This window comes from Streptomyces sp. NPDC059874, from assembly GCF_042731135.1.
GTDB lineage: Bacteria > Actinomycetota > Actinomycetes > Streptomycetales > Streptomycetaceae > Streptomyces.
The window spans coordinates 1-25,594 of sequence record NZ_JBHWJY010000013.1; the positions used below are offsets into that span (position 1 = coordinate 1).

Here is a 25,594-nt window from a genome sequence, read left to right on the forward strand (position 1 = left end):
GCCCGGTTACATTCCGAACCCGGAAGCTAAGCCTTTCAGCGCCGATGGTACTGCAGGGGGGACCCTGTGGGAGAGTAGGACGCCGCCGAACAATCATTGTGGGAAAGCCCCGCACCTTATGGTGCGGGGCTTTTCTGCGTTCAGGGGCAGGTCATGTGTCGGAGGTCGATGTCGGGAGGGCGGGCGGGCAAGCTGAGGATCTTCCGATGTTCAGCCGATCACCTGCACGCGGCTTCCGTGGACCTGTGCTGACGGCTCGTAGGGTTGGGGTATGGGCTACGACCTCGTCATCTTCGACAACGACGGCGTGCTGGTGGACAGTGAGCCGCTCGCCAACGGCATCCTCGCCGAGTACCTCACCGAGCTCGGGCATCCGACCTCGTACGAGGAGTCGCTCCGCGACTACATGGGGGCAGCCGTGCACCGCGTGCACGATCTCGTCATGGAGCGGACCGGGGGCCGGCTGCCGGACGACTTCGAGGAGCAGCTGAACGCTCGGACCTTCGCCGCGTTGGAGCGCGAGGCGAGGGCGGTGCCCGGGGTCGAGGAGGTGCTCGGGGCGCTGACCGCCAGTGGGGTCGGATACTGCCTGGCCTCCTCCGGGAGTCACGAGAAGATCCGGGTCGGGCATCGGGCGGCCGGTCTCGACGGGTGGTTCGAGGAAGAGTGGATCTTCAGTTCGGAGGACGTGGGGAGGGGGAAGCCCGCCCCCGACCTCTTCCTGCACGCGGCACGGTCGATGGGTGTGGAGCCGGGGCGGTGCGTGGTCGTCGAGGACAGCCCGCTCGGCATCGAGGCCGCCGTGGCCGCGGGGATGGACGTGTTCGCCTTCACCGCGATGCTGCCGGCCGATCGGCTGCCCGGGGCCACCGGGCACTTCGGGGACATGAAGCAGCTCACCGGGCTGTTGGGGCTGGAAGCCGGACTCGGTATGTGATCTCTCTACCCACGGGTAGCCATGGGGCCTACGCTGTGCCGCCATGACGGCAATGGCAGATGTGCGGCTGCGGCGTGGGCGCGGTGCGTTGGGGTTCAGCTTCTTCGTGCAGGGTGTCGCCTTCGCGCTGCTCGTGACGCGGATCCCGGCCATCCAGGACCGCTACGGGATATCCGACGGGCTGCTGCCCGCCTTCCTGGCCGCGGTGCCGATTCTGGCGGGCGCGGCGAGCGTCGGCACCGAGCACCTCGTGAAGCGGGTCGCGCCCAGTGTGGTGCTGCGGTGGGCGCAGCCGCTGGTGCTGCTGTCGCTGCTGGGGGTCGGGGCCGGCAGCAGCATGTGGCACGTGGCCGTGGCGCTGGGGGCGTTCGGGCTGTCGGTGGGTGCGTTGGACGCCTCCATGAACATGCTCGGGGTGAGCCTCCAGCGGGCGTACGGGCGCAGCATCATGCTCGGCTTCCATGCCGCGTACAGCCTGGGCGGGATCCTCGGGGCGTCGGCGGCCTGGGCCGGGGCGCACTGGCACCTGGGGTTGTTCGAGAGCTATCTGCCGGCCGTGGTCGTGCTGCTCCCCCTGGTGCTGGTGGGGAGCCGGTTCTACGTCGACCAGAGCGAGAAGGCCGTGGCCGAAAAGGGGCTGGGGGCCGGGGGGTTCAAGCTGCTGCTGCCGCTGTGTCTGGTGATGGCGTGCGCGTACATCGGGGACTCGACGGTCGCGAACTGGAGTGCCAAGTACCTGCAGGACGTGCTGGGGAGTTCGGAGCAGCTGGCCACCGTGCCCTACAACGTCTACATGGTGACCACGCTCATCGGGCGCGCCGTGGGGGACCTCGGGGTTCGCAGGTTCGGGGCCGTCGCCGTCGTGCGGTGCGGGACGGTGGTGGCCGCCGGTGGGTTCGCCGTCGTCGCGGCCGCGCCGGGAGCGTGGGTGGGGATGCTCGGCTTCACGCTGCTGGGGATCGGGCTGTGCGTGATCGTGCCGCAGACCTTCGCCGCGGCGGGGAGGCTGTTCCCCGGGGCGGCGTCCGATACGGCGGTGGCCCGGCTGAACATCTTCAACTACGTGGGCTTCCTGATCGGGTCGCCGCTCGTCGGCGGGATCGGGGACGCCTGGAGCTACCGGGGCGCGATGCTCGTGCCGATGGTCCTGGTCCTGATCACGCTGTTCTACGCCCGCTCGTTCGGACCGGTGGAGGCCCGATACGGTGTCGGGCATGAGCGGCCGCGGGGTGTTGATGTGGGACGAGGCGGTAACGAAGTATGACTTCGGGCCCAGCCATCCGATGGATCCGGTGCGCCTGGCGCTGACCATGGGCCTGGTGCGCGCCTTCGGGCTGGACCGGGTCATGGAGGTACGGGCGGCCCGCGCGGCCGGGGACTCGACGCTTCGGCTCGTCCACCGGGAGGACTACGTCGCCGCGGTGCGCGAGGTGTCCGCCGACCCGGGGGTCGCGGACGGGTCGTACGGGCTGGGGACGATGGACGATCCGGCCTTCCACGGCATGCACGAGGCGTCCGCGCTGATCGCCGGGCAGTCCGTGGCGGGCGCGGAGGCGATCTGGCGCGGGGAGGCGGAGCACGCCGTGAACTTCGCAGGCGGGCTGCACCACGCCATGCCGGGCGGGGCGGCGGGCTTCTGCGTCTACAACGACGCGGCGCTGGCCATCGCGCGGCTGCTGGAGCTGGGGGCCGAGCGGGTCGCGTACGTGGACGTCGACGTCCATCACGGGGACGGTGTGCAGGCGGCCTTCTGGGACGATCCGCGCGTGCTGACCGTGTCGATGCACGAGCATCCGCGGACGCTGTTCCCGCAGACCGGGTGGCCGGAGGAGACGGGCGGGCCGGCCGCGGAGGGCTCGGCGGTGAACATCGCGCTGCCGGCGGGGACCGGGGACGAGGGGTGGCTGCGGGCCTTCCACGGGGTCGTGCCGGAGGTGCTGGCGGACTTCCGGCCGCAGGTGCTGGTGACCCAGCACGGGGCCGACACTCACTTCGAGGACCCCCTCGCCCATCTGGCCGTCTCGCTGGACGCCCAGCGGGCCGTGCAGGAGGCGTGTCACGACCTGGCGCACGAGTACGCGGACGGGCGGTGGCTCGCGCTGGGCGGTGGTGGGTACGCGGTGGTGGACGTCGTACCGCGGTCGTGGACGCATCTGGTGGCGATCGCCGCGCATCGGCCGGTGGATCCGGAGACGGCCGTGCCGGCGTCTTGGCGGGAGCTCGTGTATGCGCGGACGCGGCAGTTGGCGCCGGCGCGGATGACGGACGGGCGTAGCCCGGTGTCCTGGCCGGACTGGGAGGCCGGTTACGACCCCGCGGACCGGACGGATCAGGCCGTTCTGGCCACGCGGCGGGCGGTGTTCCCGTTGCGCGGGATGCTGACCTGAGCCCTGCGGGGCTTGTCCCCTACCCGCCCTTCCTCCGTTCCCCGGGCTCTGCCCGGACCCGGTCCTCAAACGCCGGACGGGCTGAGAGGCCCCTGGGGCTCCGCCCCAGACCCCGCGCCTCAAACGCCGGCGAGGCTGGATGATGCTCGGCGAGGCTGGATCGTGCCCGGTGGCAGGCTTACGCCAAGTGTGGGGCTGTTTCTTGGAATTGATGCTCCGCCAGGTGGGTTGAGGGAGCATCGGAGGGTGTTGAGCACCGGCGCGTTGCGTGCGCATCTGCTGGCCGCCCGGTTGGCCGGGCCCGTCGCCACCTCCCGGGAGGAGAGCCTGCGCAGCTACCGGCTGTTCGCGGCGCGTGATCCGCGGGTGCTGCTGGGGCTGGATCCGGAGTGGGGCTGGGGCGAGGGTGATCTGCTGAGGCTGATGGCGGACAAGTGCGGGGTCTCCTCCGACCCGGCGCACGTCAGCGGGCCGGATGTGATCGACCCGGAGCGGACGGTGGCCGCGCTCGACGCCTTCGCGGGGCGGCTGCGGGCGGCTGCCGGGGCCGGTGCGCCCGTGTTGTTCGGGACGGGTCACCCGCATCGGCTCCTGGGCTTCTACGCCGCCTTGGCCGAGGCGATGTCGGCGGCGGGATGTGTTGTCCTCACCCCCGCGCAGGGGGTGGGTGTCGACATCTCGACCCGGTTCGGCGTACGCCCGTACAGCCTCGATTACGTACGGGGGGTCGCGCTGGTGCGGGAACCCGGCGTGCGGTCGTCGGGGAGTGCGACCGGCGCGCACACCCATTCGCCGCTGCCGGTTCGGATCGCGCTGGGGGCCCTGGCGGAGGCCGGCGGGCCGCTGCCCGAGCTGGTGGTCGGCGATCACGGGTGGGTTTGCGGCGCAGGTCAGCTCGGTGTGGAAGCGATCGGGTTGGCCGATACGGATGATCCCGCGCTGTTCGTGGGGGAGGCCGAGGGGCGGGTCTCGGTGGCCGTTCCGCTTGATGACGCGGTGCGTGCGGACTACTACCGACCGCTTACTCGCTATGTGCTCAATCGGGCGAGTCTGTCGGGTCGACAGGAGTGGACGTAGCTCCTCTTCCCCACTCGTATCACACGCCCCTACTCTGGTGAGTGAGCGTGCGACGACGAGGAGTAACCGGAGGGGAAGCCGGTGCCCGTCATGCGCGGAAGGTCAAGGTGTGTCATGGCTGCTGGCGAGAGGCCTCTCAGTGAGGTTCAGTTCCTGACCGTGGCGGAGGTTGCCTCGGTGATGCGAGTGTCGAAGATGACCGTGTACCGCCTGGTGCACAACGGTCATCTGCCCGCAATCCGGGTGGGCCGGTCCTTCCGGGTCCCCGAAAACGCGGTCCACGAGTACCTCCGAGAGTCCTATGTGGGGGTGGAGTCGGCCTGAGACTGACCCCGGCGCGCCCTCGGATTACAAGCTCAGAGCTCGGGACGGTAGGCTAGGCCGACGTAGGTCGTGTGGGCCCCGACGCCCCGCACCGAATGAAGAGAAGTGAGCGAGGGTAGTCGTGGGCTCTGTTATCAAGAAGCGGCGCAAGCGGATGGCTAAGAAGAAGCACCGCAAGCTGCTCAAGCGCACCCGCGTCCAGCGTCGTAACAAGAAGTAAACGGCAGCTGTACGTGTTCTCCGCAGCCCCTCCACCATCCTGGTGGGGGGGCTGCGGTGCAGCCGGGGACGGTTGTTCCGATCTAGGGAGGCGCTGAGCTCGTGGGGAAGGTCGTGCTCGTCACCGGGGCTGCCCGGCAGCTGGGGGGCCGCTTCGTGCGCCGCATCCAGCGTGACCCGGACGTCGAGCGGGTGATCGCCGTGGACGCGGTGGTGCCGCCGCACCGGCTGGGATCGGCCGAGTTCGTCCGTACGGACATCAGGCAGTCGGCCATTGCCCGCGTGCTGGCCGAACACGCCGTGGACACGGTGGTGCACCTGGCGGTCACCGGGGGCGGCGGGGGGAGCGGCGGTGGGCACAGCGCCGTCAAGGAAACGAACGTCATCGGGACGATGCAGCTCCTGGGGGCCTGCCAGAAGTCCCCGACGGTGCGGCGGCTCGTCGTGAAGTCCAGTACGAGCGTCTACGGGGGCACCTCCCGGGATCCGGCCGTCTTCACCGAGACCACGCAGCCGAAGTCGCTGCCGCCGGGCGGGTTCGCCAAGGACGCGTCCGAGGTCGAGGGGTACGTACGGGGCTTCGCGCGCAGGCGGCCGGACGTCGCGGTGTGCGTCCTGCGGTTCGCGAACATCCTGGGGCCCTTCGCGGACTCGGCGCTCGCCGAGTACTTCTCGATGCCGGTGATGCCGACCGTGCTGGGCTACGACCCGCGGCTGCAGTTCGTCCACGAGGACGACGTGCTCGACGTGTTGCGGCTGGCCGCGCAGGAGCCGCGGCGCGGGACGCTGAACAGCGGGACCTTCAACATCGCGGGTGATGGCGTCCTGCTGCTGTCCCAGTGCTCGCGTCGGCTGGGGCGGCCGACGCTGCCGCTGCTGCTGCCCGCGGTGACGTGGGTCGGGCAGGCGCTGCGAGCGGTCGGGGTCACCGACTTCTCGCCGGAGCAGATCAGGCTCCTCACGCACGGCCGGGTCGTGGAGACCTCGCAGATGCGGGAGGTGCTCGGCTTCGACCCGATGTACACGACGGCCGAGACCTTCGCGGACTTCGCGCGCAGCCGGGGCAACGGGCTGCTGCCGCCGGAGCGGGTGGGGCGGGTCGTGGACCGGGTCGCGGCCATGCTGGATGCAGACGTCGAAGCGGAAGCGGTTGAAGGAGCGAAGCGATAGTGGCGGACGCCAAGGTCATTCCGTTCGACGAGGACCGGCCGCGCCGGCGGGCGCCGGGACGCCGGGTGCGGGCGGTGCCCGAGCCCGAGCGTCGTCCTGAGGTGGTGGAGCCGGCAGGTCCCGCGCCGTCCCCGGCGGGCGACGGCTGGGACAAGCGGATCGCCGGCGGGCTGGCGTTCCTGCGGCGCCGGATCACCGGGGACTACGAGGTCGACGAGTTCGGCTACGACAAGGAGCTGACGGATCAGGTCCTGATGTCCCTGATCCGGCCGCTGTACGACAAGTACTTCCGGGTCGAGGTCAAGGGCATCGAGAACATCCCGAAGGAGGGTGGTGCGCTGATCGTGGCGAACCACTCGGGGACGCTGCCGCTGGACGGGCTGATGATGCAGGTCGCCGTCCACGACCACCACCCGGCGCAGCGGCACCTGCGGCTGCTGGCGGCGGACCTGGTGTTCATGCTGCCGGTGGTGAACGAGCTGGCGCGGAAGGCCGGCCACACCCTGGCGTGCGCGGAGGACGCGCAGCGGCTGCTGGAGGCCGGGGAACTGGTCGGGGTCATGCCGGAGGGCTTCAAGGGGATAGGGAAGCCGTTCGGAGACCGATACAAGCTCCAGCGCTTCGGGCGCGGCGGGTTCGTCTCGACGGCGCTGCGGGCGGGGACGCCGATCGTGCCGTGCTCGATCGTGGGGGCGGAGGAGATCTACCCGATGATCGGCAACGCGAAGACGCTGGCGCGGCTGCTGGGGATCCCGTACTTCCCGATCACGCCGACGTTTCCGTGGCTGGGGCCGCTCGGGGCGGTGCCGTTGCCGACGAAGTGGACGATCCAGTTCGGCGAACCGATCCCGACGGACGGGTATGCGGCGGAGGCGGCGGAGGATCCGATGCTGATGTTCAACCTGACGGATCAGGTGCGGGAGCAGATTCAGCACACGTTGTACAAGCTGCTGGTGCAGCGGCGGTCCGTGTTCTTCTGACCGTCGAGTGCCGGGGGCTCTGCCCCCGGACCCCCGCGCCTCAAACGCCGGCGGGGCTGGATTTGCCTCGCCGAGGCCGGACATGGGGCGGTGGGGCTGCGCACCGCGCAGCCCCACCGCCCTGCTCCTACCGCTCCGTTACCCCGCGTCCTCCCCGCTGATCCCCAGGCCCGGGAGGAGGCCCGGGAGGAGGGGTGGGAGGGTGATGTCCGGCTTCGCCCCCGACGGGGTGCCCGAGGCGGGTGGGGCGGACTGGCCCGCGGGCGGGTTGAGCAGGTCGCCCGTACCGCCCAGGAGGCCGCCGGCCGGGGGCGTGGTGCTGCCCGACGGGGACGGCGCGGGGCTGCCCGACGGCCTGCCCGGCGCGGGGGCGGACTGCTGCGCACCGCCGGGCGTGCCCGGCTTGGCGGAGGAGCCGGACGGGCCGGTCCCGCGGGTCTGCTCCGGGGGCTTGGGGAGCAGACCCTGGAACGGCGCCACGTCTTCGTCTATGGCCTGGAAGACGGACTCCACCTCTCCGCCCACGTCGCCCAGCTGCGCCGGGAGCTTCTCCCGGAGCTTGCCCCACGCGTCGCGGTGGGCGCGGGAGAAAGACGACAGCGCCTGGATCGGGGCGAGTGAACCGTCCCGATCGTGGGCGGCCTGGAGGAGCCGGTGGCCCGCCTCGGCGTCGTGCTTCATGCCCGCGAGGGCTCGGCGGATCTCGCCCAGGGACTCGTGGTCCAGTACGCCCGTCCGGCCGCGTTCCATCAGCCTGCGGGCTTCCGACAGACGGTTCGAGGCCTGGTCGAGATAGAGCTCGCCCCGGTCCGCGTCGTCTTCGGCCATCCCCAGCTTCAGGTCCTCCATGCCCCGTTTCACGGGGTAGAGGTGGTCACCGGGCAGGGCGTCGGAACTGGCAGCGGCCACGCCGCTGAAGGCCCCCGCGGCCACACCCACGGTGAGGCCCCCCGCTGCGATGCCCTTGGACCAGCGGGAGCGGGGCCGCAATTTCCGGAGCGGGGTCGCCCGGTGGGCGCCGCGGCCGGTCCGCTGTTCGGGCACCTGAGGGTCGGCGGCACCGCCTCCGGCCCTCTCCTCCAGCACCATGGCCTCCATGGCGGCAACGAGCTGGGCTCGTTGCACCACTTTGACCTCGGGGTCCAGCACCGGGCGCGGCATTCGTTCGCCGAGCACGCTCGCCAGGGCCAACAACCGGTCGTGGTCGGCAGGTTCGGCAGGTGCCTCGGACTGCTCGGCCGCCGGGTCCGGTTCCGAAAGGTCGGACGGGGTCCGCTCCTCCAGGGCCTGGGCGAAGGCGTTCGCCCGCCGGTGCGGAGTAACGTTCGCGATCACTGGCGGCACCTCCTCTCGTCATGACGATCGACTCCCCAAGGTGTCCGGAAGGTTGCCTTCCTTGAGCACATCCACCCTTTCGAGTGAGCGGCTTCGGGCAGGGCGTGTCCACAGGGAGCCTGCATTCCGCACAACGAGCGTCGCGGCACTTGGGTTACGGACGAAGGATGATCGGACCACAGCGTCATCGAGGGGTCACCGAATGTGTTGTCAGTAAGAGTCAGCGGGCGTCGTCCGGAAGGAGGCGGGCCAGGGTGCGGACCGCCCGGTACTGGAGCGTCTTGATGGCGCCCTCGTTCTTCCCCATCACCCGGGCCGTCTCGGCGACCGAGAGGCCCTGCAGGAAGCGCAGGGTCACGCACTCCTGCTGCTGCGGATTGAGTTTCCGTACGGCCTCCAGCAGGGCCGCGTTGGAGAGGGACTCCAGGACGGAGTCCTCGGGACTGCGCTCGACCTCGTTGGCGTCGAGCATCTCGCCGGTGGTGACCTCCAGCCGGAAGCGGCTGGACTTGAAGTGGTCGGCCACCAGGTTGCGCGCGATCGTCACGAGCCACGCACCGAAGTCGCGGCCCTGCCAGGTGAAGGTGGAGATGCGGCGCAGTGCCCGCAGGAAGGTCTCGCTGGTGAGATCCTCCGCGGTCGCCTTGCCGCCGACGCGGTAGTAGATGTAGCGGTACACCGTGTCGCTGTACTGGTCGTACAGGCGGCCGAAGGCCTCGGCCTCGCCCGCCTGGGCGCGCTCGACCAGGTCCATCATGCGGGCCTGGTCGCTGTCCGCCGTGGGGCGGCGGGGGGTGGGTGCGGCCTGGGTGCTCGTGCCGGCGGTGCCGTTCGACCCTCCGGCCGCGCGGCCGCGTCTGCCCACCGTCGCCCCGCCGTCGGTCAGGGCGTAGCAAGGGCCGGCCGGGCCGAAGCCGGCAGGGACTGCGGCGAAGGCGGGGACGGCGTACGCGGTGGGGACGAAGCCACGCAGGTGGTCGAGGACCGTTGCGCGCAGCGTAGCCAGGCCCGAGGCGTCAACCCCGACAGGTGGGTACACGGGACTCCCAGAGGCAGAGCTTCCATCACGTGCAGTGCGGGACCGTTCACCCGTCGTGGCGACAGATGGCCGGTGGCATGCGTTTGAGGAGAATAACGCTTCGTACAGGCAGCGCTACACCCAGTTGCTCAAATCACCGCTTCCGACACTTCTGTTGCGTGTCGAGGGCATATTCAGGCGCAGTTGGTGATCGATTCTTGATCGCTTGGATACGCGGAATGGACGGTTCCGAGGGGGCCCGCGACCGAGTCGGGCAGGTCGGAGTGGCCCGCCGGACGCGGGGGTAGGGCTGGAGGAATGCCCCGGGTCAACGGGCCCGGAACGCACGGGGAGCCGCCCCGCGGGGTGCGGGGCGACTCCGGTGCTGGTGGTGGCCGGTCGGCGCCTGCGAAACGGTAAGAGGAAGGGCGCCGGGGCTACTTGCGGCGGCGGTGCAGGGCGATCGCGGCGGCCGCGCCGCCCGCGATCGCGCCGACTCCGGCGGCTGCCGGGACGCCGACCTTCACGGCCTTGCGGCCGGTCCGATAGTCGCGCAGCCGCCAGTCGTTGGTCCGGGCATGCTTGCGCAGTTTTGTGTCGGGATTGATCGCGTACGGATGTCCGACCAGCGACAGCATCGGGATGTCGTTGTGCGAATCGCTGTACGCGGCGCAGCGGTCGAGGTCCAGGCCCTCGGCGGCGGCCAGCGCGCGGACCGCCTCCGCCTTGGCGGGGCCGTGCAGCGGCTCCCCGACCAGGCGGCCGGTGTAGATGCCGTCGACGGACTCGGCGACGGTGCCCAGGGCGCCGGTCAGGCCGAGGCGGCGGGCGATGATCGTGGCCGTCTCCACGGGGGCGGCGGTGACCAGCCACACCTTCTGGCCGGCGTCGAGGTGGGCCTGGGCGAGGGCGCGGGTGCCCGGCCAGATCCGTGTCGCCATGTACTCGTCGTAGATCTCCTCGCCGATGGACATCAGCTCGGAGACCTTGTGGCCCTTGACGATGGACAGGGCGCTGTCGCGGGCGTCCTGCATGTGCTCGGGGTCCTCGACCCCGGCGAGCCGGAACCAGGCCTGCTGCCAGGCGAAGCGGGCGAGTTCGCGACGACGGAAGAACTCGCGCTTGTAGAGGCCGCGGCCGAAGTGGAAGATCGCGGCGCCCTGCATGACGGTGTTGTCGAGGTCGAAGAAGGCGGCGGCGAGGTCGTCGCCGGCGACGGGGAACGCCGCCTCTTCCTCTTCTGCCTCGAGCACTTCGAGATCGGTGTCGAGGTCGAGATCCGTGTCGGTGAGGTGCGGGGATTCGGCCAGGGCGGTCTTGCGGGCGGCCTCGGCCGAGGCCTCGCCTGCCAGTACGCTCCGCGCGGTCGCGGAGCGTCTACGGGGTGTGAGCCATCCGAGAGCGGCCATGTGGCGAGCATAGCCACTGTGTTCGGGAGTTCCCGAACCGATGGGAAACGGAGGCGTTAACACTTCGGTACGCCGCCCCGGAGAATGGAGGCATGAGCCCTTTGTTGCGACGTAAAGAGAAGAAGCGTCCCGGCGAGCGGATGGTGACGCTCATCGGGAAGCCGGGATGTCACCTGTGCGACGACGCCGAGGAGGTCGTCGCGAAGGTGTGCGCCGAGACCGGTGCGCAGTGGGAGAAGAAGGACATCTCGCAGGACGAGGAGCTCTACCGGCTGCATTGGGAGCAGATCCCGGTGGTGTTGGTGGACGGCGAGCAGCACACCTTCTGGCGGGTGAACCCGGACCGGCTGCGGCGGGCGTTGGAGGGCTGACCCTCTTCCCGGTTACCATCATGGGCGTTTTGTGGGGTCTGGGGGCGTATATGTGAGGAGTGTGTACCGTTTTGCCCCCTTTGGGATTTGAACGGGTTCGGCGTGCCGTTGACTCCGCCCTTATGTGTCGCGGTTGCGTGACCCCGGTCACTTTGGTCGGACAAATTGGACACAATCTTTGTGCACGCGTTCACAAAGGCATAGCCTGCTGTCGACGGGGCGGTCCTGGGACAAGTGACCGCCTGCAGCCCCGCTCATCCCGCAGGAGCATCGTGGCAACTGGCCGAACTCACCGACCGGCGACCCGCAGCCGAGGTATTCCCGAGGCCACTGTCGCCCGGCTTCCGCTGTACTTGCGTGCCCTCACCGCGCTCTCCGAGCGATCGGTGCCCACGGTGTCCTCGGAAGAGCTCGCGGCGGCCGCCGGAGTCAACTCCGCCAAGCTGCGCAAGGACTTCTCGTACCTGGGTTCCTACGGCACCCGCGGCGTCGGCTACGACGTCGAGTACCTCGTCTACCAGATCTCCCGTGAACTGGGCCTGACCCAGGACTGGCCGGTCGTCATCGTCGGCATCGGCAACCTCGGCGCCGCGCTCGCCAACTACGGCGGTTTCGCGTCACGCGGGTTCCGCGTGGCCGCGCTGATCGACGCCGACCCCGCGATGGCCGGAAAGCCCGTCGCCGGGATGCCCGTGCAGCACACCGACGACCTCGAGAAGATCATCGAGGAGAACGGCGTCTCGATCGGTGTCATCGCGACGCCGGCCGGTGCGGCCCAGCAGGTCAGCGAGCGGCTGATCGCGGCCGGGGTCACCTCCATCCTGAACTTCGCGCCGACGGTGCTGTCCGTGCCGGATGGCGTCGACGTGCGCAAGGTCGATCTGTCGATCGAGCTGCAGATCCTGGCGTTCCACGAGCAGCGCAAGGCCGGCGAGGAAGCGGCGGCCGCCGCTGCCAGCGGCGGTTCCTCCGTGGGCGGCGCCGCACCCGCCGCGGCCGTGGTGCCGCCGGCCGGGCGGGCGGCCGCCGAGGCGCGCGAGGCGCGCAAGGGCAACCCCGAGGGCGACGTGCCGGCGGTGATGCCGGCATGAGTCTGCTCGTCGTAGGGCTGAGCCACCGCAGCGCGCCCGTGAGCGTGCTGGAGCGCGCCTCGCTGTCTGCCGACGCCAAGGTGAAGCTGCTGCACGACACGCTGGCCGCGGAGCCGGCGGCGGAGGCGGCGGTGCTCGCCACCTGCAACCGGATCGAGCTGTACGCGGACGTGGACAAGTTCCACGCCGGTGTCGCCGAGCTGTCCACGTTGCTGGCGCAGCACAGTGGTGTCGCGCTGGAGGAGCTCACCCCGTACCTCTACGTGCACTACGAGGACCGGGCCGTTCACCACCTTTTCTCGGTGGCGTGCGGGCTGGACTCGATGGTGGTCGGCGAGGGGCAGATCCTCGGCCAGATCAAGGACGCGCTGGCGCTGGGGCAGGAGCTGCACACCGCCGGGCGGCTGATCAACGACCTGTTCCAGCAGGCGCTGCGGGTCGGCAAGCGGGCGCACTCGGAGACCGGGATCGACCGGGCCGGGCAGTCGCTGGTCACCTTCGGGCTGGAGCAGCTCGCGGTGCGGGTTCCCGTCGGGGAGTGGGCCGCGGGCAAGCGCGCGCTGGTGATCGGGGCCGGGTCGATGTCCTCGCTGGCCGCGGCGACGCTGGCGCGGGTTGGCGTGGCCGAGGTCGTGGTGGCGAACCGGACCGCCGAGCGGGCGGAGCGGTTGGCGGAGATTCTGGTTGCCTCGGGCACCGGGGTTGCTGCGCGTGCCGTTCCCATGGGCGCGGTCGCCGATGAGCTGACACGAGTCGATGTCGTGGTGTCCTGCACCGGGGCCACTGGGCTGGTGCTGAGCGCCGATGACGTGCTCGCCGCCGTGTCCCGTGCGGGGCTGGATGTGGCCGATGCCGCCGGTGTGGTGCGGGTCACCGAACGGGGTTCCGCCCCGGACCCCGCGCCTCAAACGCCGGCGGGGCTGGATTTGGCTGCCGGGCTGGATCGGGAGGTTGTGGCACGGTTGGTTGCTGCCGCCGAGGCTGGTGGGCGGTTGGCCGATGCCGGGGCCGCGCGGACCATTTCGGCTGCCGCCGAGCCGGACGGGTGTCCTGTCGGGCTGGACGCGTCGGATTCCGCGCGGGCAGTGAACGGGCGGGCGGCGTTGACCGGGGTCGACGCCAACTCGCTTGAGTTGCACGGGACCTGGGCCGATCAGGGTGAGGCCGCCGCGCAGCGGCAGCCGCGCAAGAGCGCTCGGAGCCAGGCCGACGGGATGCCCGTACGGCTCGCGCTGCTGGACCTGGCCATGCCCCGGGACATCGATGCCGCCGTGCATCGGATCCCGGGTGTGCGGCTGGTGGACATCGAGAGCCTGGCCGAGGCGTCCGCGGACGCGCCCATGGCTGCCGATGTGGACGCCGTACGTGGGATAGTCGCCGAGGAGGTCGCGGCTTTCGGCGCGGCGCAGCGGGCGGCGCACATCACGCCCACCGTCGTCGCCCTGCGCGCCATGGCGGCCGAAGTCGTGGCCATGGAGGTGGCGCGGCTCGACGGACGGGTGCCCGATCTCGACGAGCGGCAGCGGGCCGAGGTCACCCAGACCGTGCGCCGCGTAGTCGACAAGCTCCTCCACGCGCCGACCGTGCGCGTCAAGCAGCTCGCGAGCGAGCCCGGCGGCGCCGGGTACGCCGAGGCGCTGCGCGAACTCTTCGACCTCGACCCTCAGACGGTGGCATCCGTCAGCCGGGCGGACGCGGCCGATCCGAAGAACGACGACGACCCAGGACGGGCATCATGAACACACGTCCCGACCAGCCGCTGCGGCTCGGTACGCGGCGGAGCAAGCTGGCCATGTCCCAGTCGGGCCACGTCGCCGACGCGGTACGGGCGATCACCGGCCGTCCCGTCGAGCTCGTGGAGATCACGACGTACGGTGACGTGTCGCGCGAGCACCTCGCCCAGATCGGCGGGACCGGCGTGTTCGTCACCGCCCTGCGCGACGCGCTGCTGCGCGGCGAGGTCGACTTCGCCGTGCACTCGCTGAAGGACCTGCCGACCGCCCAGCCCGACGACCTCGTGATCGCGGCCATGCCGCTGCGCGAGGACGCGCGGGACGCGCTCGTCGCACGTGACGGCCTGACCTTCGAGCAGCTGCCCGACGGGGCCCGGATCGGTACCGGGTCGCCCCGTCGGACCGCCCAGCTGAACCACTACGCCCGCGCGCTCGGCAAGCGGATCGAGACCGTGCCGATCCGCGGGAACGTAGACACCCGCATCGGGTTCGTACGGGACGGGGAGCTCGACGCCGTCGTGCTCGCCGCCGCCGGGCTGAACCGGATCGGGCGCAGTGACGAAGCCACCGACCTGCTGTCCGTCGACCACGTGCTGCCGGCTCCCGGCCAGGGCGCTCTCGCCGTGGAGTGCCTCGCGTCCGATTCGGACCTCATCGCCGCGCTCGGCGAGCTCGACGACCCGCACACCCGGGCCGCCGTGACCGCGGAGCGTTCCCTGCTCGCCGCTCTGGAGGCCGGCTGCAGCGCACCTGTGGGTGCGTTCGCCGACCTTTTGGCCGACGGCCAGGCTGTCAATGAAATGCGCCTGCGCGGCGTCGTCGGAACCCTCGACGGCTCGACGCTGGTGCAGCTGTCCACCACCGGTCCCGTGCCCCAGTCGTACGACGAGGCCATGGCTCTCGGCCGCGAACTCGCGGACGAGATGCTGGCCAAGGGCGCGGCCGGTCTGATGGGGGAGCGAGCGTGAGCCCCACAAGTCCGAACACCTCCGCCTTTCCGGCCTTCGCCGCACACGGGCACGTCACCTTCCTCGGTGCCGGCCCGGGCGACCCGGGTCTGCTGACGCTGCGCGCCGTGGAGGCGCTCGCGGCAGCGGACGTGCTGATCGCGGAGCCAGACGTGCTCGACGTCGTACGGACGCATGCGCGCACGGGTGTCGACACGCCGCAGCTGACGATCGCTGACGAGGTGTCAGCGGCCGCCGGGGTCCCGGTGATCCGCGATGCCGCCAATCTTGTCATGGAGGCCGCACGCGCCGGCAGGCGGGTCGTCCGTGCCGTCACCGGCGACCCCGGTCTCGACGGGAACGCGGCCGAGGAGATGCTCGCCTGCGCCACCGAGGGCATCCCCTTCGAGGTGGTTCCGGGTGTCGCGACCGCGGTGGGCGTGCCCGCCTACGCGGGTGTGCCGCTGAGCAACAAGCAGGGCGCGGACGTCCGGTTCGTGGACGCGCGCAGCGCCTCGGCGCGCTGCTGGAGCGAGGTGGGCGCGAGCGACGGGATCCTCGTGGTCTCCGCGACGCTGGAGACGGTCTCGGCCGCCGCCGCCGAGCTGGTGGGCGCCGGGCGCAAGCCCGACACCCCGCTGACCGTGACCGTGGCCGGTACGACGACGCGCCAGCGGACGTGGAGCGCGACCCTGGGGACCATTGCCCAGGTGTTCAAGCAGGGCAAGATCCTCCCCTCGCCCGAGGGCGCCCGGCCGGTCATAGCCGTGGTCGGTGAGCACGGTGCCGCCGCGCGGCGCGAGGAGCTGGCCTGGTTCGAGTCGAAGCCGCTGTTCGGCTGGCGGGTCCTCGTACCGCGTACCAAGGAGCAGGCCGCTTCGCTCTCCGACCAGTTGCGTTCGTACGGCGCGGTGCCGCACGAGGTGCCGACCATCGCCGTGGAGCCGCCGCGCACCCCGCAGCAGATGGAGCGGGCGGTCAAGGGCCTGGTGACGGGCCGGTACGAGTGGATCGCTTTCACCAGCGTGAACGCCGTGAAGGCCGTCCGTGAGAAGTTCGAGGAGTACGGGCTCGACGCGCGTGCCTTCGCGGGCATCAAGGTGGCCGCGGTGGGCGAGCAGACCGCTGCGGCGTTGGTGGAGTTCGGCGTGAAGCCGGACCTGGTGCCGAGCGGGGAGCAGTCCGCGGCCGGGCTGCTGGAGGACTGGCCGCCGTACGACCCGGTCTTCGACCCGATCGACCGCGTGTTCCTGCCGCGGGCCGACATCGCGACCGAGACGCTGGTCGCCGGGCTGATCGAGCTCGGGTGGGAGGTCGACGACGTCACCGCCTACCGGACGGTGCGGGCGTCGCCGCCGCCGGCGGACACGCGGGAGGCGATCAAGGGGGGTGGCTTCGATGCCGTTCTCTTCACGTCGTCGTCCACTGTGCGGAACCTGGTGGGTATCGCCGGGAAGCCGCACAACGTCACCGTGATCGCGTGTATCGGGCCGGCGACGGCCAAGACCGCGGAGGAGCACGGGCTGCGGGTGGACGTGCTGTCGCCGGAGCCGTCGGTTTCGAAGCTGGCGGAGGCGTTGGCCGAGTACGGTGCGGCGCGGCGGGAGGCGGCCAAGGAGGCCGGCGAGGCGGTGTTCCGGCCGAGTGAGCGGCGGCCGGGGGCTCGGCGTCGGCGTACCACCTAGCGGTGGGCTGAGCGGGAACGAGGGGCTGGGCCCGACGCATTGCGTCGGCCCAGCCCCTCGTTCGTTTGCCCGTTCGGGCGGAGTGGGGCCGGGTGTGGCGGGGTGGGTGGGGCAAGGCAGCGGCCCCGGCGGCCGACCCCGGGCGCGCCGCCGCGCCCCCGGGGCGCGCAGACCCGGCGGGGCCCCGGCGGCCGGGGCGCAGCGAGACCTCGGCAGCGGCCGACGCCTCAAACGCCGGCGGGGCTGGAAATGGCCTCGGAGTCGGTGGGAATGGCCTTGGGGGGCGGCGGGGCTGGGAATGGGCTCGGGGGTGGGTGGGTGGGGGCCTACGCTTGTTGGGACTGTTCTCGATGCTCGAAGAGGCGACTGACGAATGAGCGCGTACGGATCCTTCCCCGGCTCGCGGCCCCGCCGGCTGCGTACCACCCCGGCGATGCGACGGATGGTCGCGGAGTACCGGCTGCACCCCTCCGACCTGATCCTCCCGGCCTTCGTGCGGGAGGGCATCAGCGAGCCCCTGGCGATCTCGGCGATGCCGGGCGTCGTCCAGCACACGCGGGACACGCTGCGGAAGGCCGCCGTGGAGGCGGTCGAGGCGGGGGTCGCGGGGATCATGCTCTTCGGGGTTCCCGCTGATGAGAACAAGGACGCGTTGGGCACGGCGGGTACGGAGCCGGACGGGGTCCTGCAGGTTGCCATTCGTGATGTGAAGGCCGAGGTCGGGGACGACTTGGTGATCATGTCCGATCTGTGTCTCGACGAGTACACCGACCACGGGCACTGTGGGGTGCTCGACGAGCACGGTCGGGTGGACAACGACGCGACGCTGGAGCGGTACGCGGAGATGGCCCAGGTGCAGGCCGACGCGGGTGTGCACGTGGTCGGGCCCAGCGGGATGATGGACGGCCAGGTCGGCGTGATCCGCGACGCGCTCGACGAGACCGGGCACGAGGACGTGTCGATCCTCGCGTACACGGCCAAGTACTCGTCGGCGTTCTACGGGCCCTTCCGGGAGGCCGTCGCGTCCTCGCTGCAGGGCGACCGCAAGACCTACCAGCAGGACCCGGCGAACGCCCGCGAGTCCCTGCGGGAGCTGGCCCTCGACCTGGAGGAGGGCGCCGACATGGTGATGGTCAAGCCGGCCGGGCCCTACCTCGACGTCCTGTACCGGGTCGCGCAGGCGGTGGACGTGCCCGTGGCCGCTTACCAGATCAGCGGCGAGTTCGCGATGATCGAGGCCGCTGCGGAGAAGGGCTGGATCGAGCGGGAACGGGCCATCATGGAGACCCTGTTGGGCATCAAGCGGGCGGGCGCGGACACGATCCTCACCTACTGGGCGACCGAGGTGGCGGGGATGCTGCGCGCCGAGCGCTGACCCCCTAGTTCCGGCGGTTGACCGCCGAGAGCAGGGACATGGCAGAGGCCAGGCCGGCGGCGTCGCGCTCCGTCGCCGCCAGGCCGTACGTGATCTCGGCGAGCAGGACCGAGAGGCGGCCGTCGTTGACCCGGGTCAGCGGCTCGGAACCCTCCCACGCGGCGTCCCGTACGGCGTTCTCGGTGAAGCCGCCGACGGGGGTGGCGGCGGTCAACAGCCGGTTGGCGATGCTGCGTTCCAGTTCGGTGGGGACCCAGCTGCCGCTGTCGAGGTCCCGGGCGAGGTCGAGGGTGTGCCGGCGGAGGGCGGTGAGCGTCATGCGGTGCCTGCCTTCTGGTCGTGTGTGGCGGGTCAGTGGGAACTGCGGCGCACCGGCCGGGAGAGGGCCCGGAGCGGGGTGATCCGGGGTGTCCTGGCGGGGGCCGGGAGGTCTTCGAGGACGAGGGAGTGGGCGCGGATCCGGCTGCCGTCGCCGATGGTGACCGGGCCGAGGACGGAGGCGCCGACGCCGATGAGGACGTCGTCGCCGATGACGGGGTGGCGGCGCGCGCCGGGCTCGCCCGGGTGGGACCAGCCGCGCGAGCCGAGGGTCACGCCGTGATACAGCGTCACGTCGTCGCCGACGCGCGCGGTTTCGCCGATGACCACGCCGAAGCCGTGGTCGATGAAGGCCCGGCGACCGATGCGCGCGCCGGGGTGGATCTCCATGCCGGAGAGCAGCCGGCCGACGAGGGTGAGCAGACCGGCTGCCAGCCGGTGCCCGCGTGCGTGGAGGCGGTGCGCCACCCGGTGGAGGGCCAGCCCGTGCCAGGGCGCGTGCAGCAGGGCGTCGCGCCGGCGCGGGCGGGAGGGGTCGCGGGCGACGACCGCGTCCAGGTCCTCGCGGATCTGCCGGAAGAGGGGGATCCGCGGGGGCTCGGCGCGGTTCGTGGCACCGCTCATGGACAGGATGCCGCTCACGGCCGGGCCGCCGGTTCCTGTTGGGAGTCCAGCCGGTTGATCCGGTACATCGTGCGCTGGAACAGGTCCTGCGCGGTCAGTGCCGGGTAGCGCTCCGGTTCGCGGTCGCCGAGGCAGCCGCGGAGCGGGGAGAGGACCGTCCACGGGGCGGGGTGGCAGAACTGCACGATGGACAGCCGGCCGCCGTGCTGGCCTGGTGCGGCCACGACCCGGTGGACGGCGGCCCGGGCCAGGCCGCCGGTGAGCCGTTCCAGGACCATGCCGACGTTGAGCACCGCGTAGCCCTCGGGCACCTCGACCGGGGTCCAGGCGCCGTCGATGAGTACCTCGAGTCCGGCGGCGGTGGCCCGGGGCAGGGCGGTGATCAGGTCGAAGTCCTGGTGCTCCACCATCCAGATGTGGTCGGCGGACGGGGCCTGCTCCATGGGCGGGTACCAGGTGGCCCGGTTGACGACGGGGCCGTCCTCCAGCATCTCGTCGAAGTAGCCGGGGGCGGCGCCGAGCGCCCCGGCGATCCGGCGGACGACGTCGAGCTGGAACCGGGCCATCCGGGCGTGGAGCTCGCCGAGGGTGGCGCCGATCCCGGGGACCAGGTGGTCGGGGAAGCAGGGCTGCGGGTAGCGCGCCGGGTAGCGCTCGCGCAGCGGGTGGGCGGCGGGAAGCCGGGCGCCCCAGTGGAACAGCTCCTTCCAGTCGGGGGCGCGGCCCTTCTCACCCTGTTCGACGAGGGGCGGGAGGTACCCGGACTGGCCGTTGGAGCCGGGCACCCGGCAGTCGGCCTTGATCTCCGCGGGCAGCTCGAAGAACGTGCCGAGTCGGCCGTAGGCCTCGTCGAGCAGGGTCTCCGGCACCGTGTTGCGGACCAGGAAGAATCCGTCGCGCAGGGCGGCGCGGACGTGCTCGTCGCCGCTGCCGGCGCCGAGTGCGATCTCCTTGAGCATCGCCGGGCTCTCCTCTCTCCTCCTGCGCCGCTCAGACCGCGACGAAGGACAGGGTCAGGTACTTGAGCTGGTGGCCCTCGTACACGAAGTGGCGGTCGATCTCCAGGCGGCCGGTGGAACGGAAACCGCCCGCTTCGTAGAGCTCGGTGACGAGCTCCTCGGTGAGCCACCAGTTCAGGCGCCCGTCCGCGAGCGGGTGCGGGGTGATCTCCCCGTCGGGGCTGAGGAACACGCTCACCACCCACACGCCGCCCGGTCGCAGCATCTTGCGGCCGTGCTCCACCCAGGCGGCCCAGTCCTCGCGGCGCTGGTGGTGCAGGCAGCCGTTGTCGACGAGCAGGTCGAGGCCCTCGGCTTGGAAGCCGAGGAAGTCGCCCTGGTGGAAGTGGGTCGAGCCGTGCTTGACCTCGGGGGTGTCCCATACGTCGAGCAGGTCGAGGCCGGTGACCTCGGCCTCCAGCCATTCGGCGAGGGAGGCCGTCTGCAGGCCGCGGCCGCAGCCGATGTCCAGGACCCGGGCCGGGCCGGCGCCCGGCTCCGGCTTGTCGGTGGGGGCGGCCGCGATGGTGAAGTGCGTGACCCGGTCGTTGGTGATGTTGCCCGACCAGGTGTCGCGGTTGTCCTTGTACCACTGCTTGAAGGAGTCGCGGACGATCTCGCGGTAGTCGCTGTATTCGCGCTCCGCGGCTTCCGCGTCCGCAGCGCTGTGGCCGGTCACGGACCCGGGTGTGTCACGCGTTTCAGTGTTGCTGTCCTGCGGCATGCTCCCACTCCTCGATTGTTCCGCGGCCTGCGACGACCGCGATTGCGTTGCGCCCTGGTGGGCCTTGGTCTACTTCCGCGGAGGCGCTGAGCCAGGCGCCCGCGCCGCTGCCGGAGACGGAGATCCCGTGCTCCCGGCGCAGGTGGCGCATGGCCTGCAGGGCCTGCGGATAGGCGACGGTGGTGTAGTTGAAGAAGCCCTCCGGGAAGGCGGCGAGCAGGGGCTGGCGGATGCCGTGGCCCAGCCCGCCCGTGCCGTTCATCCGGGGGGCGCCGTCGGGGGCGCGCTCGTCGCCGTACACGGCTTCCGTGGGGAAGACGGCGAGGGTGCGGCAGTGAGGCCAGGCGCCGGCCACGGCCATCGCGGTGCCGGCCAGGCTGCCGCCGGTGCCGACGCCCGCGGCCAGTGCCACCGGTTCGACGCCGTAGCCGGAGAGCTGGCCGATGATCTCCGCGCCGGTGTGTTCGCGGTGCATGGCCGCGCTCTCGGCCGCGCAGTGCTGGAGCAGCAGGTGCCGGTCCTCGCGCTCGGCGACGCGGACGGCTTCGTCCATCGCGCCGAGGAAGCCGGCGCCCTCGCGGCTGACGGTGACCTGGGCGCCCTGGCGGCGCAGGGAGGTCCGCAGTCGCTCGGAGGCACCGTGGGGGACCACCAGGTGGAGGTCCAGGCCCAGTTGTCCGCACAGCTCGGCGAGGGCGACGGCGAGGCTGCCGCCCGAGTACTCGGTCAGGCGCACGTCCGGAGTGCCGGCCGCGGTGACGGCCGCGCACAACAGGGCGTACGCGGTACGGGACTTGACGGAGCCGGACGTGTTGGCGGCCTCCGTCTTGAGCCAGACCCGACCCCGTCCGGCCCGGCTGGGGACCGGGACCAGGGGGGTGTCCCCGATGGCGTGGCGCACCGCGGCGAGTCCGGGCAGCAGCCGGTGTGCGGCGGCTTCCAGCGGCGCGAAGGGCCTGTTGAGGTCGGCCAGGGCCGGGGCCCGGGCGGCCAGGACGCGGCTGATGTCCGGGAAACCCGGGGCGGCGGCGGGCGCCGCCCCGGTGAGGACGGCGGTCGTCATGCGGGGCGCTCGCCGGTGGCCAGCCGGAACCCGACGGGGTACAGCGGCCCGGGGAAGGCGCCGTGGCGGCGCCGGGTGCGGGTCAGGTCGCCGAAGCGGGAGAAGGATCCGCCGCGGGCGATCCGGTAGGTGCCCATCGTCTCCACCAGGTGGTCGGCGACGTAGGGGCCGTCCGGGTAGGGGACGTAGTCGTCGGCGGTGAACTCCTCTACGTTGCCGCCCATGTCGTGGGCGCCGTACGGGGAGCGGCCGGCCGGGAAGGCGCCGACGGGGGTGGTCGTGTGCACGCCGGACTCGCGGGTGTTGGCCGCCTCCGGGTCGAAGCCGCCCGCCCAGGGGTAGGGCAGGCCGTCGGGGCCCTTGGCGGCGTGCTCCCACTCCGCTTCGGTCGGCAGGCGCCACGGGTGTCCGGTGCGCTCGGTGAGCCAGGCGGCGTACGCGTCGGCGTGCTCGGGGCGGATGCCGGCGACGGGGTGGTTGGCGCGGTCCCAGGGGTAGGCGCCCAGGTACCAGGTGGTGGGGCGCTCCTCCAGGCCGGTGTCGGCCAGGAACGCGCGGTACTCGGCGTTGGTCACCGGGTAGGTGGCGATCCAGAAGTCGGCCAGTTCCACGGTGTGCTCGGGGCACTCCTTCAGGATCCAGGACTCCTCCACGCCCACGTGTGCCCAGGCGTCGGTGACGTATCCGGCCTCGTTCTCGGGCAGGCCGATACGGACGGTGCCGCCGGGCACGTGGGACGTGGCCGGGCCCGCTCCGGAGGTGGGGCAGGGGATGCGGGGGTCGCCGACGAGGCCGAGGACGGCGCCGGCGGCGAGGCGCTCGGACAGCGGCAGTTCCGGGTCCTCGACGGCGAGGGCGAGCCGCTCGGCGTCGGTGCCGGGCAGCCGCGCGGGGCGGAGCCGGCCGGGGTCGGCGAGGTCGCCGTGTTCCTTGAAGTGCGGGGAGTCGGCCAGGTCTTCGAGTGTCAGCGTCATGCCGCGGCCTCCTGAAGCAGTGCGAGAGTGTGCCCGCCGAGTTCGGCCTTGGCGGACAGGTAGCGGGCGTTCTCCGCGGTGACGTACACACCGGTGGGGACGACCGCGGTGATGTCGATGCCGTGTGCCCGCAACTCCCGGACCTTGTCGGGGTTGTTGGTGAGCAGCCGGATCCGGGTCAGGCCGAGCGCGTGGAGCATCGCGGCGGCGGCCGCGTAGTCGCGTTCGTCGTCGCCGCGACCGATCATGCGGTTCGCGGTGAAGGTGTCGTGGTTCTGCGACTGCAGGACGTAGGTGTCGAGCTTGTTGTAGAGGCCGATGCCGCGGCCCTCCTGGCGCAGGTACAGGACGGCGCCGCCGTGCAGGGCGATGTGGTGCAGGGCCTCGTCGAGCTGGGGGCCGCAGTCGCAGCGGGCCGAGCCGAGGACGTCGCCGGTCAGGCATTCGCTGTGCAGCCGCACCAGCGGCGCCTCGGTGTCCTGGGAGGCGGTCGGAACGACGATCGCGAAGTGCTCGCCGGGGTCGGGCAGGTCGTGGAAGGTGATGAGGTCGGCGCTGCGGTCGCGTACGCGCGAGAGCGTGACGGGCACGCGGGCCCGGACCGATGCCGGGACGGCGGCTTGCGGGGCGCCGACTTGGGTGATGCCGGCTTGCGGGACGCCGACTTGGGCGATGCCGGCTTGGGTGATGTCGACCGAGGGCGTCATGCGGCCACCTGCTTCCGGTCCGCGCTCAGCGCGATGTCGTCGATGTGGAGGGAGTGCTCGATGCGGGCGGCGCCTTCGGGGTCCGTGCCGACGATGACGATCCGACCGTCCCAGCCGGCGACGGCGACGCGGCCGTCGGCGAGGTGGAGCATGCAGGACAGGCCCTGCGTGAAATCGGCGAGGACGCGGCCGGAGGCGAGGGTGCCCGCCGAGTCCGCCCAGTCGACCTGCCAGGAGTAGAGGTTGAAGTCGTACGAACCGGCGAGGACGGTCGGCCGTCGGGTGTCGCCCAGCAGCGCAACGCACTTGACGGACTCGTCGGAGCCCAGCAGCGTCTGCAGCGCCCCGGTGCTCCAGCCGCCGTCCCCGGTACGGGTGACCAGGCCGACCTTGACGGTGTGGTCGCGGGAGGCGCTGGCGACGGCGGAGCCGTGCGGGCCGTGGAGGCCGGCGACCGCGTTGACCAGGTTGCCGTGCTCCCACAGCTTGGAGCGCTCCCGCAGGGATCCCGCCTCGATGGTGCGGTCGGTGGCGGCCGAGAGGAAACCGCCGTCCGGGAGCTGGGCCAGGGACTTCACCGATCCGCCGTGGGCCTCGATGCGCTCTTCGAGGCGGAGCGTGGCCGGGTCCAGGACGAGGAACTCGCCGTTGTAGGTACCGGCGACGAGGCGGCCCCCGTCGACGGTGAGGGAGGGGATCGGCGCGCCGAGGCGCTCGCTGTGGGCGAGGGTGCCGTCGTAGCGGATGACCTGGCCGGAGTAGGTGCCGGCGTAGATCGTGTCGCCGTCGGTGGTGAGGGACAGGATCGGGCCGTCGGTGAGCTCGATGGGGATGGCCCGCGACTGGAGTCCGTCCTCGATGCGCACGGCGAAGACGGTTCCGCTGTCGCCGCCGATGAGCAGCTCGTCGCCGCGGGCGGCCAGGGCGTTGGGGCCGTGGGTGGCGCGGTCTGGGCCGGACAGCTCGCCGGCGCTCGCCATGTCGTACAGGTGCGGGGCGTTGCGGAAGGACCCGGCGGCGACGAGGCCCTGCGCGGCGGAGACGGAGCGCGGCCACACGCGGAGGTCCGCGACGGTGTGCAGTCGCTCGCCGGACCGGTCGAACCAGTGCAGGGAGCCGTCGTACGCGCCGACGACGAAGGCGGAGTCGTCCTCGGCCCAGTCGACGGCGCGGGCGGCGGAAGTGGAGACCTCGACGGTCAGTACGAGGTCCAGTTCGCGGCTCAGCAGGTCGACGGAGCCGTCGTCCCGGGCCACGGCGAGGAGGTCGCCGGCACGGGACCAGGCGCAGCCCTCGATCGAGGAGTCGTAGTGGCGCTTGCGCGGTACGAAGGAGCCGGACGCGGGGTCGCTGACGGCGACCAGGCCGTCCTCGCCGACGGTGGCGGCCAGGCCTTCGGCGCTGATGGAGACCATCATGCAGTGCGCCTCGTGCGAGCCGACCTCGGTGAGGAAGGTGCCGTCGAGGACGGACCACATGGTGGCGCGGCCGTCCTCGGAGACGCAGATCAGGCGCTCGCCGTCGGGCAGCCAGGCGACCGAGTTGATGTCGTCGGTGTGCCGGGCCAGGACGTTCACCAGGGTGGCCGGGCCTTCCGTCGGAACGCGCCAGATGCCGACCGTCTTGTCGGCCGAGGCCGTCGCGAGCAGGGTCGGGGCGGCGGGGTTCCAGGCCGAGGCGTTGACGAGCCGGCGGTGCCGGAGGGTCGCCGTCTCGACGGGCCGCGCGGGGTCGTCCGTATTCCAGACGATCACCGTGCCGTCGTAGGAGCAGGTGGCGAGGCGGGAACCGTCCGGACTGAAGGCCACGTGGGTGATCGGGGCCGAATGTCCGGTACCGGATTTCGGAATGGAGATGGTGCGCACGCTGTCTCTGTCCTTTTCTTCAGGTACCCGGGAAGGCCGTGGCCGTGGTGCGTGTCCAGATTTGTCGTTCGCACGTTAAGGGGGAGCCGGAGGGTCGGCAATGAGCCACGGAGCAATATGGGAAGTCGCTGAACCTGATGTATTCGGATTCTTTCTCTTGACGCATCGCCCCAGGTCAGGGTGGCACTGATAAGGGATCGAGGTGGGAACGGAACGGGAACGAGTCGGGAAGACGTGATGGAGTGAGTGGCGTTATTCCGTTG

At 71.5% G+C, this 25,594-nt stretch carries 25 protein-coding genes and 1 rRNA gene; 15 read left to right on the top strand and 11 right to left on the bottom strand.

Annotation, left to right across the window (positions count from 1 at the left end; all coding sequences use genetic code 11):
- The 9 genes from rrf to ACFV9H_RS10245 form a co-directional block, all read left to right on the top strand.
- Window positions 1-91, top strand: a 5S ribosomal RNA gene (gene rrf / locus ACFV9H_RS10205); the annotation flags it as partial.
- A 180-nt stretch (window positions 92-271) separates the two neighbouring features.
- Window positions 272-937, top strand: a complete 666-nt coding sequence (locus ACFV9H_RS10210; RefSeq protein WP_385395964.1) for an HAD family hydrolase — start codon at window positions 272-274, stop codon at window positions 935-937.
- Window positions 938-989: 52 nt separating this feature from the next.
- Window positions 990-2,201, top strand: coding sequence for an MFS transporter (locus ACFV9H_RS10215; RefSeq protein WP_385396189.1), 1,212 nt, complete (start codon window positions 990-992; stop codon window positions 2,199-2,201).
- Entirely contained in the window at window positions 2,152-3,324 is a 1,173-nt protein-coding gene (locus tag ACFV9H_RS10220) for an acetoin utilization protein AcuC (protein WP_385395966.1), read from the top strand. The genes ACFV9H_RS10215 and ACFV9H_RS10220 overlap by 50 nt, the downstream gene beginning before the upstream one ends.
- Window positions 3,325-3,570: 246 nt before the next feature.
- On the top strand, window positions 3,571-4,401 hold the full coding sequence (locus tag ACFV9H_RS10225; RefSeq protein WP_385395969.1) for a phosphatase: 831 nt from the start codon (window positions 3,571-3,573) through the stop codon (window positions 4,399-4,401).
- A 114-nt stretch (window positions 4,402-4,515) separates the two neighbouring features.
- Window positions 4,516-4,725, top strand: a complete 210-nt coding sequence (locus ACFV9H_RS10230; protein WP_008738568.1) for a helix-turn-helix domain-containing protein — start codon at window positions 4,516-4,518, stop codon at window positions 4,723-4,725.
- A 121-nt stretch (window positions 4,726-4,846) separates the two neighbouring features.
- Entirely contained in the window at window positions 4,847-4,945 is a 99-nt protein-coding gene (locus ACFV9H_RS10235) for a 30S ribosomal protein bS22 (RefSeq protein ID WP_003948845.1), read from the top strand.
- 101 nt (window positions 4,946-5,046) lie between these two features.
- Window positions 5,047-6,114 carry an NAD-dependent epimerase/dehydratase family protein gene (locus ACFV9H_RS10240; RefSeq protein WP_385395971.1) on the top strand — a complete coding sequence of 356 codons (1,068 nt, stop codon included), beginning with the start codon at window positions 5,047-5,049 and terminating at the stop codon, window positions 6,112-6,114.
- Window positions 6,114-7,094: a lysophospholipid acyltransferase family protein gene (locus ACFV9H_RS10245; protein WP_385395974.1), complete on the top strand. Its 981-nt coding sequence runs from the start codon at window positions 6,114-6,116 to the stop codon at window positions 7,092-7,094. The genes ACFV9H_RS10240 and ACFV9H_RS10245 overlap by 1 nt, the downstream gene beginning before the upstream one ends.
- A gap of 138 nt (window positions 7,095-7,232) precedes the next feature.
- Here ACFV9H_RS10245 and ACFV9H_RS10250 read toward each other — a convergent pair whose 3' ends face one another.
- From ACFV9H_RS10250 to ACFV9H_RS10260, 3 genes are all read right to left on the bottom strand, one after another.
- Window positions 7,233-8,429: a DUF5667 domain-containing protein gene (locus ACFV9H_RS10250; protein ID WP_385395976.1), complete on the bottom strand. Its 1,197-nt coding sequence runs from the start codon at window positions 8,427-8,429 to the stop codon at window positions 7,233-7,235.
- Between the two features lie 220 nt (window positions 8,430-8,649).
- A complete protein-coding gene (locus ACFV9H_RS10255) occupies window positions 8,650-9,468 on the bottom strand; it encodes an ECF subfamily RNA polymerase sigma factor, BldN family (RefSeq protein WP_385395979.1) in 819 nt (272 codons plus the stop codon).
- A gap of 416 nt (window positions 9,469-9,884) precedes the next feature.
- Window positions 9,885-10,856 carry an HAD family hydrolase gene (locus ACFV9H_RS10260; protein WP_385395981.1) on the bottom strand — a complete coding sequence of 324 codons (972 nt, stop codon included), beginning with the start codon at window positions 10,854-10,856 and terminating at the stop codon, window positions 9,885-9,887.
- A gap of 92 nt (window positions 10,857-10,948) precedes the next feature.
- On the opposite strand from ACFV9H_RS10260, the gene ACFV9H_RS10265 reads away from it, so the two are divergent.
- The 6 genes from ACFV9H_RS10265 to hemB all read left to right on the top strand — a co-directional run bounded on the left by ACFV9H_RS10265 (window position 10,949) and on the right by hemB (window position 18,058).
- On the top strand, window positions 10,949-11,227 hold the full coding sequence (locus tag ACFV9H_RS10265) for a glutaredoxin family protein (protein ID WP_385395983.1): 279 nt from the start codon (window positions 10,949-10,951) through the stop codon (window positions 11,225-11,227).
- 272 nt (window positions 11,228-11,499) lie between these two features.
- Window positions 11,500-12,318, top strand: coding sequence for a redox-sensing transcriptional repressor Rex (locus ACFV9H_RS10270; protein ID WP_385395985.1), 819 nt, complete (start codon window positions 11,500-11,502; stop codon window positions 12,316-12,318).
- The gene (locus tag ACFV9H_RS10275) at window positions 12,315-14,057 is read left to right on the top strand and encodes a glutamyl-tRNA reductase (RefSeq protein ID WP_385395987.1); all 1,743 of its coding nucleotides are present in this window, start codon (window positions 12,315-12,317) and stop codon (window positions 14,055-14,057) included. Before ACFV9H_RS10270 ends, ACFV9H_RS10275 begins: the two co-directional genes overlap by 4 nt.
- The gene (gene hemC, locus ACFV9H_RS10280; protein WP_385395990.1) at window positions 14,054-15,019 is read left to right on the top strand and encodes a hydroxymethylbilane synthase; all 966 of its coding nucleotides are present in this window, start codon (window positions 14,054-14,056) and stop codon (window positions 15,017-15,019) included. Before ACFV9H_RS10275 ends, hemC begins: the two co-directional genes overlap by 4 nt.
- A complete protein-coding gene (locus ACFV9H_RS10285) occupies window positions 15,016-16,683 on the top strand; it encodes a uroporphyrinogen-III synthase (protein ID WP_385395993.1) in 1,668 nt (555 codons plus the stop codon). Before hemC ends, ACFV9H_RS10285 begins: the two co-directional genes overlap by 4 nt.
- A 373-nt stretch (window positions 16,684-17,056) precedes the next feature.
- Window positions 17,057-18,058: a porphobilinogen synthase gene (gene hemB, locus ACFV9H_RS10290; protein WP_385395996.1), complete on the top strand. Its 1,002-nt coding sequence runs from the start codon at window positions 17,057-17,059 to the stop codon at window positions 18,056-18,058.
- Between the two features lie 4 nt (window positions 18,059-18,062).
- On the opposite strand, the gene ACFV9H_RS10295 is transcribed toward hemB, so the two are convergent.
- From ACFV9H_RS10295 to ACFV9H_RS10330, 8 genes are read right to left on the bottom strand one after another with little or no spacing between them, the layout of a single operon-like run.
- Window positions 18,063-18,377 carry a hypothetical protein gene (locus tag ACFV9H_RS10295; RefSeq protein ID WP_385395999.1) on the bottom strand — a complete coding sequence of 105 codons (315 nt, stop codon included), beginning with the start codon at window positions 18,375-18,377 and terminating at the stop codon, window positions 18,063-18,065.
- 32 nt (window positions 18,378-18,409) lie between these two features.
- Complete coding sequence (gene epsC / locus ACFV9H_RS10300; RefSeq protein WP_385396002.1) at window positions 18,410-19,000, bottom strand: serine O-acetyltransferase EpsC; 591 nt, start codon at window positions 18,998-19,000, stop codon at window positions 18,410-18,412.
- 14 nt (window positions 19,001-19,014) lie between these two features.
- Window positions 19,015-19,959, bottom strand: coding sequence for an isopenicillin N synthase family dioxygenase (locus ACFV9H_RS10305; protein ID WP_385396004.1), 945 nt, complete (start codon window positions 19,957-19,959; stop codon window positions 19,015-19,017).
- Window positions 19,960-19,990: 31 nt separating this feature from the next.
- A complete protein-coding gene (locus ACFV9H_RS10310; protein ID WP_385396006.1) occupies window positions 19,991-20,677 on the bottom strand; it encodes a class I SAM-dependent methyltransferase in 687 nt (228 codons plus the stop codon).
- Window positions 20,678-20,699: 22 nt separating this feature from the next.
- Window positions 20,700-21,785: a pyridoxal-phosphate dependent enzyme gene (locus ACFV9H_RS10315; protein ID WP_385396008.1), complete on the bottom strand. Its 1,086-nt coding sequence runs from the start codon at window positions 21,783-21,785 to the stop codon at window positions 20,700-20,702.
- Entirely contained in the window at window positions 21,782-22,759 is a 978-nt protein-coding gene (locus ACFV9H_RS10320; RefSeq protein ID WP_385396010.1) for a formylglycine-generating enzyme family protein, read from the bottom strand. The genes ACFV9H_RS10315 and ACFV9H_RS10320 overlap by 4 nt, the downstream gene beginning before the upstream one ends.
- Window positions 22,756-23,466, bottom strand: a complete 711-nt coding sequence (ribA, locus tag ACFV9H_RS10325; protein ID WP_385396012.1) for a GTP cyclohydrolase II RibA — start codon at window positions 23,464-23,466, stop codon at window positions 22,756-22,758. Before ribA ends, ACFV9H_RS10320 begins: the two co-directional genes overlap by 4 nt.
- Window positions 23,463-25,331, bottom strand: coding sequence for a WD40 repeat domain-containing protein (locus tag ACFV9H_RS10330; protein WP_385396014.1), 1,869 nt, complete (start codon window positions 25,329-25,331; stop codon window positions 23,463-23,465). Before ACFV9H_RS10330 ends, ribA begins: the two co-directional genes overlap by 4 nt.
- Window positions 25,332-25,594: the final 263 nt, after the last annotated feature.